Raw genomic sequence first — 17803 nt, forward strand, 5'->3', positions numbered from 1 at the left:
CGCGCGGTGGTGCCGGCGGGCGGAGGATGGGAGGGGGCGGCGGTCCCAGGGGACTGACGGCAGGCACCGGTCGGCCGGTCGGTCCCTGTCGATTGGCCCGTGGGGGCTCGCGCCGCACTGTTGGGAGGACAGGAGGCGACGCGACAGGAGCCGCGGCGGCACGGGCGCCGGGATGCTCCGTGGGGGAGAGGCCGTGCGCTCGCACGGGTTGGGGTGTCACGTCACCGGGCGGCCGGTCGAGCCGCGCGGCACATCCTGGGACGTGGGAACCGGACCGATGGGGCCGGGGTTGTTCCGCCCATGCCCAAACAGGAGGAGTCGTCATGCGCATCGCGGTGATCTCGGACCTCCATCTCGGCCGCCACGACACGGTGGACCCCTTCGGGCACGACGACTCCGTGTTCCTCCGCTTCCTGCGCTTCTTGGAGAGCAACTTCGAGCGCATCGTGCTGCTGGGGGACATCTACGAGACGCTGACCGCTCGGGCCCCACGCAGACAGGAGGCAGAGCTGGCGGCGGCGCGGGCGGCGCACCCCGAGCTGGTGCGGCGCTTCGCGGGCCCGCAGTACCACTACATCCACGGCAACCACGACCTGGTGGCGGGCCGCGTGCTCGGCGCTCCGGAGGAGCTGGTCCTCGAAGCGGACGGCGTGCGGATGCTCTTCACCCACGGTCACCGCCACGACTGGGTCATCCGCAAGGCGCGGTGGATCTCCGAGGCCTCGGTGTGGGCGGGGGCGTGGCTGCGGCGGCTGCAATTGCGCGCCATGTTCCGCGCGCTCCAGGCCGTGGACCTGCGCTTGAGCGGCGCGCTGCCAGACCCGGCGCGCTGCACGTTTCAGCGCTGGGCCATTGAACGCGCCCACCAACGGGACGCGGACATCGTCGTCACCGGACACACGCACCTGGGCCTGCGCGTGGAGCATGGAGACCGCCTCTTCCTCAACAGTGGGACGTGCTCCGAGGGGCAGTTCTCGTTCCTCAGCCTCGACACGCGCGATGGCCGGTACGGCCTCCACACGTCGTGGGCGTGGTAGCGCCCCGCCCGCGCGGCGAGGTGCGATGAAGCGCGCCAGGCGCCGGGGGCTCGGGGTAACCTCGGTGGATGTTCAGGCGGCTGACCGATGCGCTTCGAAAGCTGTGGCGGCCTCCGGCCTCCGCTCCGAGCGCGCCGACCCCGACGACGGCGAGCCCTCCGAAGCTCCGGACGCGCAAGAAGGTGAAGGCGCTCACGCGGCGACAGCGGCGCGCCAGCAAGGCTCCCGCGCAGCAGGCCCCGAGGAACCCCACGGCGACCCGGGCCCGCTTCTACGACCTCCATGACGACTTCCAGGTCCCCAGCCGCTGGGAGCTGGGGGATCCACGCGACGCGAACGACCGCGAGGTGGGGGACGTGTGGATGTTCACCGCCGGCCGCGCGGTGATGCCTCCAGGTCCGCTGAACATCCCCACGGACCCATTCGCCCAACCGCTCGACTTCTCCCTGGCGGGCGCGGGCCTGACGCCTGTGCTGCACCCGCGCGTGGCCGAGCTCTTCCGCGCGTTGGCCCCCGCGGACGTCCAGCTGCTGCCCACGCGGGTGGAGGGACGACGCGACACGTACTTCATCCTCGTGGCCACCCGCCTCATCCGCTGCATCGACGAAGCGGCCTGCGAGGAGGCGCGGCGCTACACCCCGGAGGATGGGCTGCCCGAGAAGGTGGGCCAGTACCGGACCGTGCGCGGGCTGCGCATCGACCCGAGTCAGGTGGGCGACGCACAGGTGTTCCGCCCGTGGGGCTACCCCGTCACGCTCATCGTCTCCGAGCCCCTGAAGCGAGCCCTGGAGAAGGCGGGCGTGAGCGGCCCGCGCTTCACCTCGGTGACGGGCGCGCGGACCTGAAGCCCGCGCCCTATTCCTTCTCGATGTCGCGGTCCCAGAGCTGCACGCGGCCGTGCTCGTCCGCGAGCCGCCGCACCAGCTCCTGCGCGATGGCCACCGAGCGGTGCTTGCCGCCCGTGCACCCCAGCGCCACCGTCAGGTACGACTTGCCTTCCTTCTGGTAGCGCGGGAACAGGAAGCGACAGAGGTCGACGATCTTCTCCAGGAACTGCTGCGTCTCGTCGCGGTCGAGCACGTACGAGGCCACCTTCGCGTTCTTCCCGGTGAGGCCCTTCAGGTCCGCGACGAAGTACGGGTTGGGCAGGAAGCGCACGTCGAACACGAGGTCCGCCTGCGGCGGCACGCCGTACCGGTAGCCGAACGACATGATGGACAGGCTCGGGCCCGAGGCCGGCTCCGGACTGAAGCGCGCCTGCACCATGCGCTTGAGGTCGTGCACGTTCAGCGCGGACGAGTCGATGACCTGATCCGCCAGCTCGCGCAGGTCGCGCAGCGCATCGCGCTCGGCCTTGATGCCTTCGGCGACGGTGCCCTCGGGCGCCAGCGGGTGGCGGCGGCGCGTCTCGCTGAAGCGCCTGAGGAGGCTGTCGTCGCTCGAGTCCAGGAAGAGGACATCCACCTGGTGTCCCGCCCGCCGGACATCCGCCAGCACCCGGGGCGCGTCCTTGAGGAACACGCCCTCGCGCACGTCCACCACCAGCGCCATGCGCTCGAACTGGCCCGCGCCCGCGAGCTCCGTCAGCTTGGGCAACAGCAGCACCGGCAGGTTGTCGATGCAGAAGAAGCCCGCGTCCTCCAGTGCCCGGATGGCGGTGGTCTTGCCCGAGCCGGACATGCCGGTGATGACGATGATCTGCTTGCTGGAGGCGGTCACTCGACCTCTTCTCCCAAGGTGCGGCGCATCGCCCCCTGGGCGATGGCACGGTTGAGGCGCTCGGCGAACTCTCGCGCCGAGTGGTGTCCCTGAAGCTTGAGCAATTGGTTGCGGGCCGCCACTTCGATGATGGTGGCCATGTTGCGTCCGGGACGGACCGGTACCACGGACAGCGGGATGTCCACTCCCACAATCTGGAGGTGCTTGTCCTCCACTCCCAGTCGGTCGTACTCCTGCTGGGGGTCCCACTCCTGGAGCTCAATCACCAGTTCGATCTTCTTCTGCTCGCGCACCGCCGCGACGCCGAAGAGGTCCTTGATGTTGATGATGCCCAGGCCGCGAATCTCCATGTGGTGCTTGATGACCGGGTTGCCCGCGCCATAGACGGCGCCCTTGCGCCGCGTGACGTCCACGATGTCATCCGCCACCAGCCGGTGCGCGCGCATCACCAGGTCGAGGGCGATCTCGCTCTTGCCGATGCCGCTCTTGCCCAACAGCAGGATGCCCACGCCGAACACGTCCATCAGCACGCCGTGCAGGCTGCTGGACTCGGTGAGGGACTCCTCCAGGAACGCCTGCACGCGCTGGATGAACTCGCTGGAGAGCATGGGCGTCTTCATCAGCGCCAGCCCGCTCTCCTCGCACGCGGTGATGAGCGCCGGGGGGATGTCGAGCGCCTTGGTCACCACCACGCACGACAGGCCCTCTTCCTCGGCGAAGAGCTTGGCGAGCGCTTCGCGCTGCTGCGCCTCGGTCAGCGTGGCGAGGTAGGAGATCTCCGTGTTGCCGAACACCTGCACGCGATGCGGGTGGAGATGCTCCGTGAAGCCCGCGAGCGCCAGGCCCGGCTTCTGGATGCGCGACGAGTTGACCACGCGCTGGAGCCCGTGACGCCCGGCGACCAGCGTGAGCTGGAGGTCGTAGTCGTGGTCGTCGAGGAGCTGGGAGATCCGAATGGATTTCATCGTCAGGACCTGGATATCACCCGCGAGCCCCTTTGAGGTGCTCCCCACCGTGCCAACTGTTCCTCCCACACCCGACGACCTCCGCGAGCACCGCGCGGGGGTCTGGCTCCTGACGGGCGTTCTGACGGTGGGGGCGCTGCTGCGGCTGTACTGGGCCGTCCACGATGATGGGATGTACTGGCCGGACGAGGTCTACCAGAGCCTGGAGCCCGCCCACCGGCTCGTCTACGGCTACGGGCTGGTGGCCTGGGAGTTCGTCGAGGGGGCTCGCAACTGGGCCCTCCCCGGGCTGGTGGCGGGGGTGATGGGGCTCGCCCGACTGCTCGGCATCACCGACCCGGCGGGTTATCTGTCCGTGACCAAAGGCGTCTTCGCCCTGATGGGGGTCGCCTGCGCCTGGGGGAGCTGGCGGCTGGCGCGCGCGAGCGGCGCCTCCCCGCTGGCGGCCTCGGGCGGGGCGGCGCTGCTGGCGCTGTCGGCGGTGCCCCTCTACTTCTCGCCGCGGGCCATGAGCGAGAACGCCTCCGCCCTGCCCGCGGTGGTGGGGCTGGCGCTGGCGCTGGCGCCGGGTGCGTCTCGGCGGGCCGTCGTGACGGGCGCGTCCTTGTTGGGGCTGGCCGTGCTCCTGCGCCTGCAGAACGGCATCTTCTGCGTGGGGCTCCTGGGAGTGCTCGCCGCGCGGCGGGAGTGGCGGCGCGCGGGCGAGGCGCTGGGCGTGCTCGTGCTGTGGGCCTTCCTCTTCGGCCTGTTGGACCGGCTCACCTGGGGGCGCTGGTTCCACTCGGCCATCGTCTACCTGGACTTCAACCTGGTGCAGGGCAAGGCCGCTGGCTGGGGCACCGCGCCCTTCGGCTACTACGGGCGGGTGCTGCTCCGGAGCATGCCGGAGGTCGCCGCGCTCACCGGGGCGCTCGTGCTGCTGGCGCTGCCGCGCGCCCCAGGGTTGAGCGTCATCGCGGGGGCCTTCTTCCTGCTTCACGCCCTCCAGCCCCACAAGGAGCTGCGCTTCCTCGTCCCGCTCTTCCCCCTGCTGGCGGCGCTCGCGGGCGTGGGCCTGGACAGCCTGTTCCAGCTGGCGCGAGGACCGCGCGCGCGGATGGCGACGGTGGGGGTCGTGGGGATGCTGGCGCTCGTCTCGGGCGCGCGCGCGGGCGCCCTCACCTTCGGCCGGGTGGGGCAGTACGAGAACTCCCGCCCGCGCGACAGCGCGTGGGATGACATGGGCCCCGTCACCCGTCTCCTGGAAATCGCGGGGCGCCGCGAGGACGTCTGCGGCCTGAAGGTGGAGGCGGTCCATCTGGCGTGGACGGGCGGCTACAGCGCCTTCCACCGGAGGGTGCCGCTGTACCCTCACTTCGGGCCAGGTCGCGAGTCCGGCCTGTTCAGCCACGTCATCACCGTCCCCGGCGCGGTGCGGCCCGACGACGTGGTGGCGCGCGAGGGCCCCTGGGTGCTGGCGCGCATCTCCCAGGGCGGGTGCATTCCCGACCCAGGCTATTCGTGGCGATTGCCGTGAGCGGACGCTCCAGCGCGGAGGCGGTTCCCTCCAGCGCCTCGCGTTGCTAAGCCACGCGGCATGTCCGACTGCCTCTTTTGCAAGATTCGCGACGGCCTCATCCCCGCCCGCGTGGTGTACCGCGACGAGGAGTGCCTGGGTTTCGAGGACATCAACCCACAGGCGCCCACGCACGTCCTCTTCATCCCGCTGAAGCACATCGCCACGGTGAATGACCTGACGGTGGAGGACCGGGAGGCGGTGGGGCACCTGTTCATGGCCGCGGCCAAGGTGGCCAAGGAGCGAGGCCACGCGGACAACGGCTACCGCGTGGTGATGAACACCCACCGCGATGCGGGTCAGACGGTCTTCCACATCCACCTGCACATGCTCGCGGGCCGACCGCTCCTCTGGCCGCCGGGCTAGGTGCCCCGCGAGGCACGGCGCACGTGGCGCGCGGGTGTTAGCATCCGCGTGCCACCCGGCATCCGCCCATGCCCTTCAGTACCGAATCGACCCCGAGCAGCCGTCGCGCCTACAGCATCCTGTCTCTCTTGCTGGCGAGCGTCGCGGGCTCCGTCAACGCGACAGGCTTCGTCGCGCTCGGCATGCACACCTCGCACATGACGGGCAACACCGCCGGCCTGGGCGAGGCCCTGGCCAGCGGGCAGTGGACCGCCGCGCGGCTGACGGCCCAGCTCCTGGGCTCCTTCGTGTTGGGCGCGGTCTGCGCCTCCGTGTTGCTGGATGCCTCGCGCCACCGCACACGGGGCCGGCACTCCGCCGCGCTCGTGCTGGAGACCAGCACGTTGGGCGGCATTGCCCTGTGGCTGTGGTTCCACCCCGGCGCGCACGCGGTGCTGCCCCTGTGGAGCCTCGCGTTCGCCATGGGGCAGCAGAACGCGCTCGTCACGCGGGTGTCCGGCGCGGTCGTCCGCACCACGCACATGACGGGCATCCTCACGGACATCGGCATCCAGCTCGTGCAGATGGGCGCGTGGGTGCGGGATGGCGCGCGAGGACGAGGAACGCGCGGACTCTTGCACCGGCTGCGCGAGCTTCCTTCCGCCATCCAGTTCGAGCGCACGCGGCTGCACCTGGGGTTGCTCGGCGCGTTCCTGCTGGGGAGCACGCTGGGGCCGCTGCTCTTCCTGCACTACGGCGCCGCGACGCTGGCGCTGCCCTGCGCACTGCTCGCGTTGCTGGTGGTGCTGGACTTCAGCTCCGCCGCCATGCCCCACGCGCACGCGGCGCCCCACGCCTGAGAGCTCAAGGCCCCGCGGGCTCGGCGCGCGCGGGGGGAGGCTCGGGCTCGGCCAGGCGCTCCCACACCACGGACCTCAGCGCGAGCAGCACGCTGCTGCGCTCGTCCGTCCACGTGAAGTCCGGGGGCCCGCGCAATGACAACCGCCGCACGCTCGACAGCGTCCGCGTGAAGGTGGGTCCCCAGGAGAACTCGCGGTCGGGGCTCAGCACCACCCAGGTGCTGCGCAGCGCGTCCGCTCGGGACTCCTGGTAGACGAGCGTGGCGAACAACCCCGAGGCCCGCGCGTGCGCCAGCGTGACGGGGAGCAGGTCGAGGTATTGGTTGCTGATGTGCAACGCCAGCACGCCGTGCGGCGCGAGGTGCCGCAGATAGAGCGCCACCGCCTCCTCCGTGAGCAAGTGCACGGGGATGGCGTCCGAGCTGAACACGTCCAACGCCAGCACGTCGAAGCCGCGAGGCTGGCCGCGCTCCAGCTCGCGCTCCAGGGAGATGCGCGCGTCGCCCTCCACGACCTCCACGGCGCCGCGCGCGTCCAACAGGTAGCTGAAGAAGCCCTGCTGGCCTCGCGCCAGCGCGATGATGGTGGGGTTGATTTCGTAGAAGCAGAGGGAGTCCTCGGGCTCGAGGAGCGCCGCGCTCGTTCCCACGCCCAGCCCGAGCACGCCCACGCGCAGGCCCGCGGGCAACCCCACCGCCTGACGCAGCCGTCGCTGCTCCGCGATGGCGAGCCCCAGCCCGCTGTCCTCCGTGAAGTACGACGTGGCTTTCTTGCGCTTCGAGGGGTCCACGAACTGCCAGCCGTGGGTCGTGATGCCGTGGCGCAAGGTGAACTGGTGCTGAGACGGAACGCTCGGCACCTGCTCCAGCACCTGCACCACGCCGAAGAAGCCGCGCTCGGAGTAGCGCACGCGCGACTGCTCCCCCGCGGTGATGAGCGCCATGTTGAGCGACACCGTCACCAGCATCGCGCCTCGCAGCACGCGCTGCAGGCGGGCCAACAGCGACTCCTGGCTCGGCCGACGCAGCATGCCGGCCATCGTGATGGCGCAGCAGGCCGCCAGCGCCAGCGGGTACTCCCAGTAGACGCGGAAGAGCACGGGCGCCAGCAGGTTGACGAACACGCCGCCGAGGACGCCGCCCGTGGAGACCCACAGGTAGAAGGCGCCCAGGTGCCGAGGCGCGGGCCGCAGCCGATACAGCGCGCCGTGGCACACCATCGCGCCCGCGTAGAGCGCCGCCGCGTAGAACAGCACCTGCCACAGCAGCCCGATGTTCGGCCCCTGCTTGTGCGCATAGGCCACCAGGGCCACCGAGCCGATGAGCAGCAGCGCGGTGCGCGGACGCTCGGCGGTGGACTCGCGGGCGAAGGCCAGGATGAACGTGAGCAGGTACACCGCGAGCGGCAACACCCAGAGGAACGGCCCCGCGGCCACGTCCTGGGAGAGCTGGTTCGTCGTGGCCAACAACAGCACGGACGCGCAACCGCTCAGCCCCAACCACTTCAACGTGAGGCCCAGGCCCGGGCGGCGCCCCTCTTCGACCGGCGCGCTCGCGTCGACAGCGGGCGAGGACTCACCGGCGCGCGCCAGCACGTCCCGGGCGCACGCGACGCACGCGAACCCGAAGCAGAGGAAGCCCGCGCTCCAGGCCCAGGTCTGCGCGCCACGGGAGACCCAGGGCTCGATGAGGAAGGGGTAGCCCAACAGCGACAGCAGCGAGCCCGCGTTGGACAGCGCGTAGAGGACATACGGCGAGCGCCCCGGACGCGCGGACGCGAACCAGGACTGGAGCAGCGGCCCCGTGGCGCCCAGCACGACGAAGGGCAGCCCCACCATCCAGGTCAGCATGCCCAGCAGGCGCAGCACCGGCGCGTGCTCGTCGAGCGGACGCCACTCCGGGCCCGGCGCCAGCGTGGAGCCCGTGAGGAGCGCGCGCACGCCCAGCGCCGCCACGGCGATCGCCAGCACGCCCAGGTGGAGCCGCACCTGCGCGCGCGGACGCAGGCGCGAGGAGACCACGTGCGCATAGCCGTAGCCCGCGAGGAGCGCGGTCTGGAAGAACAGCATGCACGTGGTCCACACGCCCGACGTGCCGCCGTACCAGGGCAGCGCATAGCGCCCCACCAGCGGCTGCACGCCGAACAGGAGGAACGCACTCGTGAAGATGGCGACGGCGTAGCGGGCCATGAGGCCTCGGGGGGAGTCCTTCGTGTTTCTCGCTTGGGTGGCGCTGGTGTCAACACCCCCACCCTCGCGCGGCTAACGAGGCGGCGCTCTCGGTGCGAAGAGCCGGGCCCCGGAGGGCGCGAGCGCCATCTCCATGGGCAGCCCGTAGAGGGCTTCGAGCGCCTCGCGTTGGAGCACCGCGTCCACCGGCCCCTGGGACAACACCCGCCCGTCTCGCAGCAACATCACATGGGTCGCGAAGGCCGCGGCCAGGTTGACGTCGTGGAGCACCGCGACCGCGCCCAGCCCCGCGTCCACGCGCGCACGCACCCGAGCGAGCGTGCCCACCTGATGCGCCACGTCGAGGAACGCCGTCGGCTCATCGAGCAACAGCAGCACCGGCTCCTGCACCAACCCGCGGGCGAGCAGCAGCATGCGCCGCTCGCCTCCGGAGAGCGCCTCGCCCGGTCGCTCCGCCAGATACGCCACCCCCAGCTCTTCCAAGGCCGCGCGCGCCAGCGCCTCGTCGCGCGCGGAGGGCAGTCCCCACAGACCCAGGTGCGGGCTGCGGCCCATCAGCACCAGTTCCAGGCCGCGGAAGCCCTCCACCGACTCGACCGTCTGGGGCACCCAGGCCACTCGCCGGGCGAGCGCACGCGGCTCCCACTCCGTGCGCGCCTTTCCCAAGAGCAGCGTCTCGCCTCGCACCCAAGGCCCCACGCCGAGCGCCGAGCGCAGCAGGGTGCTCTTGCCCGTGCCGTTGGGGCCGAGCACCGCCCACAGCTCACCCGCGCGCACCGCGCAGTCCACGCCGTGCAGCACGGGCCGAGCCCCGTACCCCGCGACGACTCCCTGCATGGACAGCAGTGTCTCCACGGTGCCTAGGGCAGTTCCTTCTGTCGCTGCACCAGCTCGGAGTGGAGCTTGCGGACGTTCGTCAGCGTCGAAGGGTCGTTGGTGTCGCCCGCGGCGGCCACCTCGTCCGCCAACTCGTTGTAGCGCATGCACGCGGTGCGGAGGCTGGCGCAGTCGTGGTCGCGCACGAGCTTCAGGTAGAGCGCGCTCGTCGCGCTCCACTCGCGCTGAAGGGGGGTCTGGTCGCGTCCCTTCTCCTTCTCCTTCTCCTTCGCCCCGCGCGGCGGCGGGCGCTGCTTGCTCGCCCGAGTCGGAGCAGTTCCCCGGTGACCTGGGGCCGACTCGCCGTTGCCCTCGTTCGAGGGCTCCAGCGGCGTCACGAGGCTGTCGTCATCGAGCGACTCGTCTGCCGCGGGAGCTGGGGTGGCCGGATGCGCGTCCGCGGCGGGCTTCGGGTCGGGCGCGAGCGTCTTCGCGTGTCCGGGTGGCGGAGGAACCGTGGGCGTGCGCGGAATCAGCGGCTCGGCGGGTGGTGGCGATGGCGCGCGAGCGAAGTCCACACCCACGAACTGACGCAGGCCCGGGATGAACGCCAGCGCCGCCGCGGCGGCCCCGAGCCCCCCCAAAAGAAGCAGCGTGACGATGACCACGGCCCGCACCTTTCCGGGGGGGCGAGTGGGGCGCGCGGTGCGACGCGTGTGCTCCTCGGGGCGCCGTGCTTCCGGCTCGGGGCGCACGGGCATCACCGTGCGGCGGGTCTCGTCGTGGGACGGCAGCGGCGCGGGGACGTCGTCCTCTTCTTCCACCTCCACGGGCGCCGGACGGGCCACCACGGCCTTCATCCCCGAGGACGTGTTGCCGCGAACCGGCATCCCAGGGGACGACGCGCGGATCCGACGCGAGCCCGTCTTGGGCCGAGCCGCCTCTGCCTCGACATCGCGCAGCAGCGCCTCATCCAAGACGACGCGAGGCTGCGTGTCGTCATGGCGTGCGCCGGCACGCGGCAGGTTGAAGCGAGGGTGCGTGTCCACGTCCCCGAGGCGGGCATCCGCGCCGGCCGGCCCCTCGGCGGCGAGGGGAGACGCGGCGGGGTCCGAGTGCTCCTCGGGACGAAGTGCCATCGCCGAGGGAGTGGTCTCCTCCGGCATCACGGGGCGCGCGGCGCTCCCCTGCCCCACCGAGGACATGGCCGAGGAGGGCGTGGAGCGAGGCGGAAGTCCCGGCGAGACCGTGGGGACCTGGACCGTTGGCGCCGAATGAGACGACACCGTGCGCGAGATGCCCGACGCGCGCGGCGGCGGACCCGATGACGGATGGTGGGATGCGGCTCCCGAGCGCCCCGCCTCGCTGATGCGCATCTCCAAGGATGCGGTGCGACCGCCCTCATTCGGGCGCAGGTCCTGCGCGGAAGCACGGCCTCCCTCGCCAGCGCGGAACTCGGGAGCGACCGTGCGCGTCGTGTCGCTCGTGCGAGCGTCCTGTGCACCGCCTGCGCGCGCCTCAGCCGCAGCGCGCGCGATGTCACTGGAGCGCAAGTCCAGCGCGCCACTGATGCGCGGATCCGACGCGGCAGTGCGCGTCGTGTCGCTCGTGCGAGCGTCCTGCGCACCGCCGACCCGCGCTTCGGGAGCAGCCGTGCGCGTCGTGTCGCTCGTGCGAGCGTCCTGTGCACCGCCTGCGCGCGCCTCAGCCGCAGCGCGCGCGATGTCACTGGAGCGCAACTCCAGCGCACCACTGACGCGCGGATCCGACGCGGCCGTGCGCGTCGTGTCGCTCGTGCGGAGGTCTTGTGCGCCACCCACTCGCGATTCGGGAGCGGCGGCGCGCGTCGTGTCGCTCGTGCGGGCGTCCTGTGCTCCCGCCGCGCGCAGCTCCATCGAGGCCGAGCGCCCGCCATCGAACCCTCGCAGGTCTTGCGTGGCTGGGCGCCCCGCGTCGCTCGCGCGCATCTCCAGCGCGGTCGGGCGCGTCGCGTTGTCACTCGGACGGAAGTCCGGAACCACGCCCCGAGCCCCGTCGCTCGCGCGCATCTCCAGCGCGGTCGGACGCGCGGAGCTGTCGATGCCTCGGCTGTCCGGCGCCACGCCTCGCGGCTCGGTCGTGATTTCACGAGGTGGCGGAGCGTCCTCCTCGTCATCCGCCAGCGGCCCATCGGGCAGCGGCGGCGGAACCATGAAGGGCTCCTCGGGCTCCGACGCCATCAGCGGCTGCCCCGCCATGGGCGGCGGCAACGGCGGCGTCAGCGGTTGAGGAACACGGAAGGCTGCGGCGGGCAACACCACCGCCGGCACCTCTCGCGTCGAGGAGGGAGGACGAACTCCCGGCGCGGTGTCGCTCGCGCCCGGACGGCTGATGGCGCCTGGCTCTGGCTGGAGCGCGGGCGTCGAACGCACCTCGGGCCGCTCCAGCGCTTCGGGCCGAACTTCGACCGACGGCACCGTGTTGTCCGTCGTGCCCCGCCGCGCCCGCACGCGCGCCTCTTCCTCCAACTGCTCCACCGGAAAGGCGGGCCGCGTGGTGTCGTCCACCATCACGCCCGGACGCGTCTCGCCATCGTCGCGCCCTTGCCCATCGCCCTCACGGCTGCGCGGCGTGGGATGGAACGAGAGCGGCTCCACAGGACCATCCAGCCGGATGGTCTTCGGCGGCAGCATGGGCGTCGTCGGACGCGACGGCGCACCCTCCGCCCCGCGCGCCTCCACGCCCATCATGCGCGGCACGTCCTTGAGGCTCGCCAGCAAGCGCCGCTCGGACACGAAGTCCGCCGCGAAGAGGTCGCGCATGAAGCGGCTGACGCTCTCCGGCCCCGCGCTCGCGTCAATCTCCATCAAGCACGTCTGAAGCCGCCCACGGAACTCCTCCGCGGTCTGGAAGCGCTGCGAGGGATCCACCGCCAGCGCCTTGGCCACCAGTTGCACCACCGACGACGGCGTCAGCGGCTCCACCTCGTTGAGCCCGGCCACCTTGGGATTGGCCACCGCCGACATCAACTCGCCCGGAGGCACGGCGTCGAAGGGGTTCTTCCCCGAGATGAGCTCGTAGAGGCACAGCCCCACCGCGTACAGGTCGCTGCGGCGGTCCACCGGCTGGTGCCGGGCCTGCTCGGGCGACATGTAGAGGAACTTGCCCAGGATGATGCTGGGGTTCGTCTTCGCGGCCGACAGCCGGCTCTTGGCCAGCCCGAAGTCGATGACCTTCACCTCCCCCTCGTAGGAGATGAGGATGTTCTGCGGCGAGATGTCCCGATGAACGAGCTTCAGCTCCTTCTCGTCGTCATCTCGCTTGCGGTGCGCGTACGCGAGCGCGTCCAGCACCCGCCCCATCACGTACAGGATGAACGTGAGCGGCAGCGGCGACTGCCGGTCCCTGACGCGCCCCGCCACCTTGCGCAGGTCCTTGCCGTCCACGTACTCGAGCGCCATGTAGGCCTCGGCTTCGTGGAGGCCCATGTCCAGCACCTGCGCGATGGAGCCGTGGCTGAGCTTCACCAAGGTGCGCGCTTCTCCCACGAAGCGCTCCACGAACTCCGGGTCCGCCGCCAGCTGCGGGAGGATCTTCTTGATGACGCAGAGCTTCTCGAAGCCCTGCGCCCCCTCCAGGCGCGCGAGGTAGATTTCCCCCATCCCCCCCGTGGCCAGGTGAGACAGGAGCGTGTACCGGCCAAAGGGCTGCGGCCGGAAAGGACGCAGTCGGGCGGGCTGGGAGGAGGAGTTCATGCGGGGCGGGGATGCACCACGGGGACACCATTGAACCCCGTCCCGGCCCCCGCCATCAACCGGTCAACCGGCCGGAGGGGTCTCCTCACCGGACGCCAGGGTTGGTGAGCGAGCCCATGTCCTCGTCGATGACCTCGAAAACGGCCACCTTGTCCTTGGGGGGGCGCACCACCCGCTCGCCCAAGGGCAGGACGTCGAAGCGCGCGCCGGTGGCCGCCAGGACCTTGCCCGTCATGAGCACCTGCCATGGGTTGGCCGTGCTCGCGAGCCATCCCGCCACCCCCATGCCATCTCCCACGGCGGTGAAGTCCTGCCGGTGCTCGGGGCCGATCATCCCCACCAGCGCGCGCGTGGTATGCAGGCCGATGCGCAGCTCGCAGCGCTCTTCCGCGGGCTTGCGCGACATGCCGCGCTCCCAATCCGCGCGCAGGGCCAGTGCCGCGCGCACCGCGCGCACCGCGTCCTCGCCCTGCGCGAGGGGGACGCCGAAGAGCGCGCGGAACGTCTCGCCCTGGAAGCCCTCCACCGTCGCGCCGAAGCTGAACACGATGCCGCTCATGCGCGAGTGGAAGTCCGAGAGCAGCTGCGTGGCTCGCGCCGCGCCCAGCTTCGCGGCCATGGCGTTGAACCCCACCAACTCCGCGTGGAGCACGGTGACGGTGCGCTCCTCCAGCCCCGGGAGGCGCCCGTTGTTGCGCTGGGCCTCGGCGGCGCGGCGCTCGGCGATTTCGGGCGGATGGAAGCGCTCCAGGGTGCGGCGCAGGCGGTCCGGCCCCGAGCCGTCGCGCACGCTGAAGCGCTGCACCCCGCTGGCCACCAGATGCGCCACCGCCGTGCACGCATCGAGCATGACCTCCAGGCTCGTGTCTCCCTCTCCGGGCGTGTTGACGTAGAGCACGCCCAGGAAGGGCGGCTCGGCGCCGATGGGGATGCACAGTACGCGGTCCACGCCGTAGAGGATGACGCTCTCGCGGCTGGCGAAGCGGCGGTCGTCGCGCACGTCGCCCAGCGCGAGCGCGCGGCCCTGGCGCAGCGCCTCGTCCACGACGGCGTCCGACACGGGCACCTCGCCCTTGGCGAGCCGCCCCCGGTGGCGCACGGCGGCGGGCACCAGCGGGCCCGTGGCGTGCTTGAGCAGCACCACGGCGGTGGTCGCCTCCGTGCGCTCCAGCAGCCGGTCCATGGTGGCTTCGAGGAACGAGGTCAGCGTGCGCGCGGACGCGAGCGCCTCGGCGGTGTGAAACAACAGCACCAATGTTTCATACGCGACCCGCGGCCCGGCCTGCATCGCGGGCCCCACCGGCGAGGCCTGCGAGAAGCTGTCGTCGAACGGCAGCGGGTTCACGTTGTCCAAGAGGCGCAGGACGTCCGCGTCCTTCACCTCCTTGGCGAGCAGGACGGCGGGCGACACATCCGTGCCGTGACCGAAGCGCACCACGCCGCCCGCGCCCAGGTCCACCATCTCCGTGGCGGCGCTCTCCACCGTGTGCGGCTGGCGCACCGCGAGCGTGTTCTCCCCGAGCGCGACGCTGTCTCCGGCCATCAGCGACTTCGCGCCCTGGAGGGGTGCGCCGTTGACTCGGCTGCCGTTGCGGCTGCTCAGGTCCTCGATGCGCAGCATGTCGCCTTCGACGAACAGCCGCGCGTGACGCCGCGACACGAGGTCGCCGCCCAGGACGATGTCGTTCTCGTCCGCACGACCGAGGCTCGTGGCGCCCTCGGGCAGATCGTACGACGTGTCGAAATAGCCCGGCCCGTTGATGATGATCTGCCACATCGAAGCCAGGACGTTACACGACATTTCCCTGTGTCAGAGAGGCCGCGAGCAAACTGTGACCGGTTCAGGCCCCCGGGCCGCCGCTTCCGCGCCGCGTCATGAACGCCTCCCCATTCCCAGGTCCGGGGCTACCCCCAGTCCCCACCGGCTCAGCGCGGCCGGAAGATGAATACCGATTCACCCCGGAGGACCGCGCGGAACGTGGCCAGTGGACGGGTGGCGGGGCCTCGCAGCACCTGCCCATCGAGCCCGAAGCGAGAGCCGTGACACGGGCACTCCAGGGCGGCTGACTCAGCGTCCCACGCCACCAGACACGCGCCATGGGTGCAGGTCCGCCAGACCGCTGACACACAATCCGGCGGGGTCCGCACCACCACCACATCCAGCAGGGCCTGGGGGACGTGCACCCCCGCCTGTCCTCCCACCTCACGCAGCGCGGGGTACTCCGCGAGCGGCACCTCCACCCAGCCCTCCTCGGGAGTCCCGGGCTCGGGAGTCCCGGGCTCGGGAGTCCCGGGCTCGGTGGAGGCACCACACGCGCCGCCAGGGACTTCGAGGACGGCGGCGTCCCGCCACTCCCGGCCGCAGCCCGCGCCGAGGACGGCGAGGGCACAGGTGCCGCGCAGGAGACTGCCCAGCGCGGCGCGCCGGTCCACCTCGGGAGGAGGGAGGACCGGAGGGAGCGGCGGGGTGCGACTCACGGCGAGGTCCCGCTCAGCGACTCGCCATGCACCACCGCGACGGCGTCCAGGTCGAAACCTCCGGACGTCCCGCCGTACTTGTTGGTCCCCGTGTCCGTGATGCGCACGAAGCGCGCGCGCTTCAGGCCCACCGTGGCGAGGTCGAACCCGTCACCGCCCGCGACCGCGGGGTCGGTGGGGCTCACGCCGTTGGTGGGGTCGGACAGCACGGGACGCACGCCCGCGCAGCCCGGGTAGCCCCCCGCCGCATCGGTGAAGGCGCAGGGGAACGTCGTCCAGTTCACGCCGTCCTCGCTCACCGCCACCTCGCCCGTCTCCGCGTAGGTGCTGCCGTTGGCGAGCAGGAAGGGGTTCTCGAAGACGAGGAAGTCCACCCCGGGCCCATCCACCACGCCCACGTCCGTGAAGCGCAGGACGATGGAACCCCCCTTGCCGAGCGAGAGCACGTCGAGCGACCCGTTGCTGTCACCCGCGCCGCGAGGCGGACCGAGCACCACGTCGGGGAATCGGTCCTGCCCGAAGCCGGCCGTCTCCCCGGGCTGGAAGGACACCACGACATCGGCGAACGGATCCGCCGGGCGCGCGCCCGCGTCCGGCTCCGTGCCGCTGTCAGGTGAGGGCCGTGGGGAGTCCTCACCGCACGCGGACAGCGCGAGCAGCGCGAACAACAGCGCCCCCCAGGGCGCGCGAGGACAGGCGCGAGGGCTCATGGCGCGGTCTGATGAATGCGCACGAGGCGGCTGCCGTGCTTGTCCTGGAGCCCCACCAGCAGGTCCGACCCGATGGACGACAGCAGGCTCACGGACGTGCACTGGTTCGGGAACACGAGCACCGCGGAGCGCGCGCCCACGCTGACCGGCGCGTTGCCCGTCAGGCCCGGCAGCAGCGGGATGCGGGACACGTCCGTGCCCTCGTAGCCGTGAGCGCCCCAGCCGCCGCGCAGCACCGCCACGCCGCTGCCGAAGGACGCCGCGCTGGCGAAGTCACTGCCCACGTCGATCTTCGGCTCGGCGGTGAGCGTCACCGGCTTGCCCGAGGTGCGCGCCTCCGCCAGCTTCGTCGGAGACACCGCGTAGGCGACGTTCGCGTAGGTGTCCTTGTCGGAGAAGCCCAGCATCGCGATGCCGTTGTCCGCCACGGCCGTGAAGCCGCTGCCGCCCACGGCGGAGGGGAACTCGACGACCTTCACCGCGCGCGGCGGCTTCTGCGACGTCTCCAGCGCGTAGACCCCCAGGCCACCCGACACGGCCGCGAGCCCGCCGCCGTTGATGAGGAACACATCGGGCGTGGCGGCCGCGGTGTAGTTGGCGGGCGCGGCGAAGTAGGCCGAGTCCGTCGGGTGCGCCACGTCAAACAGCGCGACGGAGCCGGGGAAGTCCTTGCCGGACTTCGTGTAGCCGCCGAGGACGCGCGCGCCGTCCGTCACCACATAACCACCGATGAACACCGGATCGCTGGCCAGCCGGTCCTCCGCGGACACCACGTTGAAGAGCCCGGACGCGCCGAGCTGCAGCGTCGGCCACGTGCCCAGCGCATACAGGGACGCGTTCTTGTCGAAGCCGCGCAGGCCATAGAGCGAGTACGTGGGGCCCGGCGTCGCGGCCACCGCCGTCACGCCCTCGGGCAGCGCCACGGACTCCGCGACGGTGAAGCCCGTCTGGAGCTGGAGCGCGCCCAGCTTCGCGTCCACCAGCGCGTTGGCGCAGGGGTCCGTTCCCGCGTCCGTCCCGGCATCCACCGGGTTCGTGCCCGCGTCGGTGCCGGCATCGGCGGTCTCACCGTGAACGTCCTTGGCGACACACTTCTGCGCCTCGCACGTCCAGAGCTTGCCCTGTGGCGCGGAGCCCTGGTCGCGACAATCGAACTCGTCGCGGCACTCCACGTTGTCGCAACCCACGCCCCACAGCGTCATCGCGAGCACCGTGGCCGCCAGGCCCACCGGCCGGCTCCACGTCTTCGCGCGCTTCATGTCCGTCGTCATCGCGTCCTCTGTCCTCTCCGCCCCCACGGGCGGGTTGGGACTCCGAGCGAGCAGACGGACGCAGGCGGTCTTTGGGCGCGAGCCACACACCGGAAGACGCCTCCGCCGCCTCCCCTCGGAGGCTC

The 17803-nt window shown here is 71.6% G+C and carries 14 protein-coding genes; 5 read left to right on the forward strand and 9 right to left on the reverse strand.

The annotated features are described in order from the left end of the window. The first annotated feature begins 323 nt into the window (after positions 1 to 323). Together KRR26_RS08210 and KRR26_RS08215 are read left to right on the forward strand one after the other, a co-directional pair. Positions 324 to 1037, forward strand: a complete 714-nt coding sequence (locus KRR26_RS08210; RefSeq protein ID WP_120205693.1) for a metallophosphoesterase family protein — start codon at positions 324 to 326, stop codon at positions 1035 to 1037. Between the two features lie 68 nt (positions 1038 to 1105). Continuing rightward, positions 1106 to 1882, forward strand: a complete 777-nt coding sequence (locus KRR26_RS08215; RefSeq protein ID WP_199723764.1) for an imm11 family protein — start codon at positions 1106 to 1108, stop codon at positions 1880 to 1882. Between the two features lie 10 nt (positions 1883 to 1892). Here KRR26_RS08215 and rapZ read toward each other — a convergent pair whose 3' ends face one another. Together rapZ and hprK are read right to left on the reverse strand one after the other, a co-directional pair. Then, a complete protein-coding gene (gene rapZ, locus KRR26_RS08220) occupies positions 1893 to 2756 on the reverse strand; it encodes an RNase adapter RapZ (protein WP_120205691.1) in 864 nt (287 codons plus the stop codon). Next, positions 2753 to 3721 (reverse strand): HPr(Ser) kinase/phosphatase, encoded by a 969-nt coding sequence (hprK, locus tag KRR26_RS08225; RefSeq protein ID WP_217079533.1) that lies wholly within the window; start codon positions 3719 to 3721, stop codon positions 2753 to 2755. The genes rapZ and hprK overlap by 4 nt, the downstream gene beginning before the upstream one ends. On the opposite strand from hprK, the gene KRR26_RS08230 reads away from it, so the two are divergent. The 3 genes from KRR26_RS08230 to KRR26_RS08240 all read left to right on the forward strand — a co-directional run bounded on the left by KRR26_RS08230 (position 3711) and on the right by KRR26_RS08240 (position 6481). After that, positions 3711 to 5237 carry a glycosyltransferase family protein gene (locus tag KRR26_RS08230; RefSeq protein ID WP_120205688.1) on the forward strand — a complete coding sequence of 509 codons (1527 nt, stop codon included), beginning with the start codon at positions 3711 to 3713 and terminating at the stop codon, positions 5235 to 5237. The two genes, hprK and KRR26_RS08230, sit on opposite strands and share 11 nt — an antisense overlap. 60 nt (positions 5238 to 5297) lie before the next feature. Then, the gene (locus tag KRR26_RS08235; protein ID WP_120205686.1) at positions 5298 to 5642 is read left to right on the forward strand and encodes a histidine triad nucleotide-binding protein; all 345 of its coding nucleotides are present in this window, start codon (positions 5298 to 5300) and stop codon (positions 5640 to 5642) included. 68 nt (positions 5643 to 5710) lie between these two features. Continuing rightward, a complete protein-coding gene (locus KRR26_RS08240) occupies positions 5711 to 6481 on the forward strand; it encodes a YoaK family protein (RefSeq protein ID WP_120205684.1) in 771 nt (256 codons plus the stop codon). 4 nt (positions 6482 to 6485) lie between these two features. Here the strand turns inward: KRR26_RS08240 and KRR26_RS08245 are convergent, their stop codons facing one another. From KRR26_RS08245 to KRR26_RS08275, 7 genes are all read right to left on the reverse strand, one after another. Then, positions 6486 to 8669 carry a spermidine synthase gene (locus KRR26_RS08245; protein WP_217079534.1) on the reverse strand — a complete coding sequence of 728 codons (2184 nt, stop codon included), beginning with the start codon at positions 8667 to 8669 and terminating at the stop codon, positions 6486 to 6488. Positions 8670 to 8741: 72 nt separating this feature from the next. After that, complete coding sequence (locus KRR26_RS08250) at positions 8742 to 9506, reverse strand: ABC transporter ATP-binding protein (protein WP_233576867.1); 765 nt, start codon at positions 9504 to 9506, stop codon at positions 8742 to 8744. A 23-nt stretch (positions 9507 to 9529) separates the two neighbouring features. Further along, entirely contained in the window at positions 9530 to 13219 is a 3690-nt protein-coding gene (locus KRR26_RS08255; RefSeq protein WP_217079535.1) for a serine/threonine-protein kinase, read from the reverse strand. Between the two features lie 85 nt (positions 13220 to 13304). Then, entirely contained in the window at positions 13305 to 14996 is a 1692-nt protein-coding gene (locus KRR26_RS08260; RefSeq protein WP_217079556.1) for an FHA domain-containing protein, read from the reverse strand. Between the two features lie 149 nt (positions 14997 to 15145). After that, on the reverse strand, positions 15146 to 15697 hold the full coding sequence (locus KRR26_RS08265; protein ID WP_328707081.1) for a QcrA and Rieske domain-containing protein: 552 nt from the start codon (positions 15695 to 15697) through the stop codon (positions 15146 to 15148). After that, a complete protein-coding gene (locus KRR26_RS08270; protein ID WP_217079536.1) occupies positions 15694 to 16407 on the reverse strand; it encodes a cell surface protein in 714 nt (237 codons plus the stop codon). Before KRR26_RS08270 ends, KRR26_RS08265 begins: the two co-directional genes overlap by 4 nt. After that, positions 16404 to 17678, reverse strand: coding sequence for a hypothetical protein (locus KRR26_RS08275; protein WP_120205674.1), 1275 nt, complete (start codon positions 17676 to 17678; stop codon positions 16404 to 16406). Before KRR26_RS08275 ends, KRR26_RS08270 begins: the two co-directional genes overlap by 4 nt. Positions 17679 to 17803 lie beyond the last annotated feature (125 nt).

Source organism: Citreicoccus inhibens (genome assembly GCF_019039035.1).
Classification (GTDB): Bacteria; Myxococcota; Myxococcia; order Myxococcales; family Myxococcaceae; genus Citreicoccus; species Citreicoccus inhibens.

Excerpts from the sequence above, each read along its gene's own strand:
- KRR26_RS08210 (WP_120205693.1), top strand. The coding sequence starts at position 324 with ATGCGCATCGCGGTGATCTCGGACCTCCATCTCGGCCGCCACGACACG.
- KRR26_RS08215 (WP_199723764.1), top strand. The coding sequence starts at position 1,106 with ATGTTCAGGCGGCTGACCGATGCGCTTCGAAAGCTGTGGCGGCCTCCG.
- KRR26_RS08230 (WP_120205688.1), top strand. The coding sequence starts at position 3,711 with ATGGATTTCATCGTCAGGACCTGGATATCACCCGCGAGCCCCTTTGAG.
- hprK (WP_217079533.1), bottom strand. The coding sequence starts at position 3,721 with ATGAAATCCATTCGGATCTCCCAGCTCCTCGACGACCACGACTACGAC.
- KRR26_RS08235 (WP_120205686.1), top strand. The coding sequence starts at position 5,298 with ATGTCCGACTGCCTCTTTTGCAAGATTCGCGACGGCCTCATCCCCGCC.
- KRR26_RS08240 (WP_120205684.1), top strand. The coding sequence starts at position 5,711 with ATGCCCTTCAGTACCGAATCGACCCCGAGCAGCCGTCGCGCCTACAGC.
- KRR26_RS08245 (WP_217079534.1), bottom strand. The coding sequence starts at position 8,669 with ATGGCCCGCTACGCCGTCGCCATCTTCACGAGTGCGTTCCTCCTGTTC.
- KRR26_RS08250 (WP_233576867.1), bottom strand. The coding sequence starts at position 9,506 with ATGCAGGGAGTCGTCGCGGGGTACGGGGCTCGGCCCGTGCTGCACGGC.
- KRR26_RS08255 (WP_217079535.1), bottom strand. The coding sequence starts at position 13,219 with ATGAACTCCTCCTCCCAGCCCGCCCGACTGCGTCCTTTCCGGCCGCAG.
- KRR26_RS08260 (WP_217079556.1), bottom strand. The coding sequence starts at position 14,996 with ATGTGGCAGATCATCATCAACGGGCCGGGCTATTTCGACACGTCGTAC.
- KRR26_RS08270 (WP_217079536.1), bottom strand. The coding sequence starts at position 16,407 with ATGAGCCCTCGCGCCTGTCCTCGCGCGCCCTGGGGGGCGCTGTTGTTC.
- KRR26_RS08275 (WP_120205674.1), bottom strand. The coding sequence starts at position 17,678 with ATGACGACGGACATGAAGCGCGCGAAGACGTGGAGCCGGCCGGTGGGC.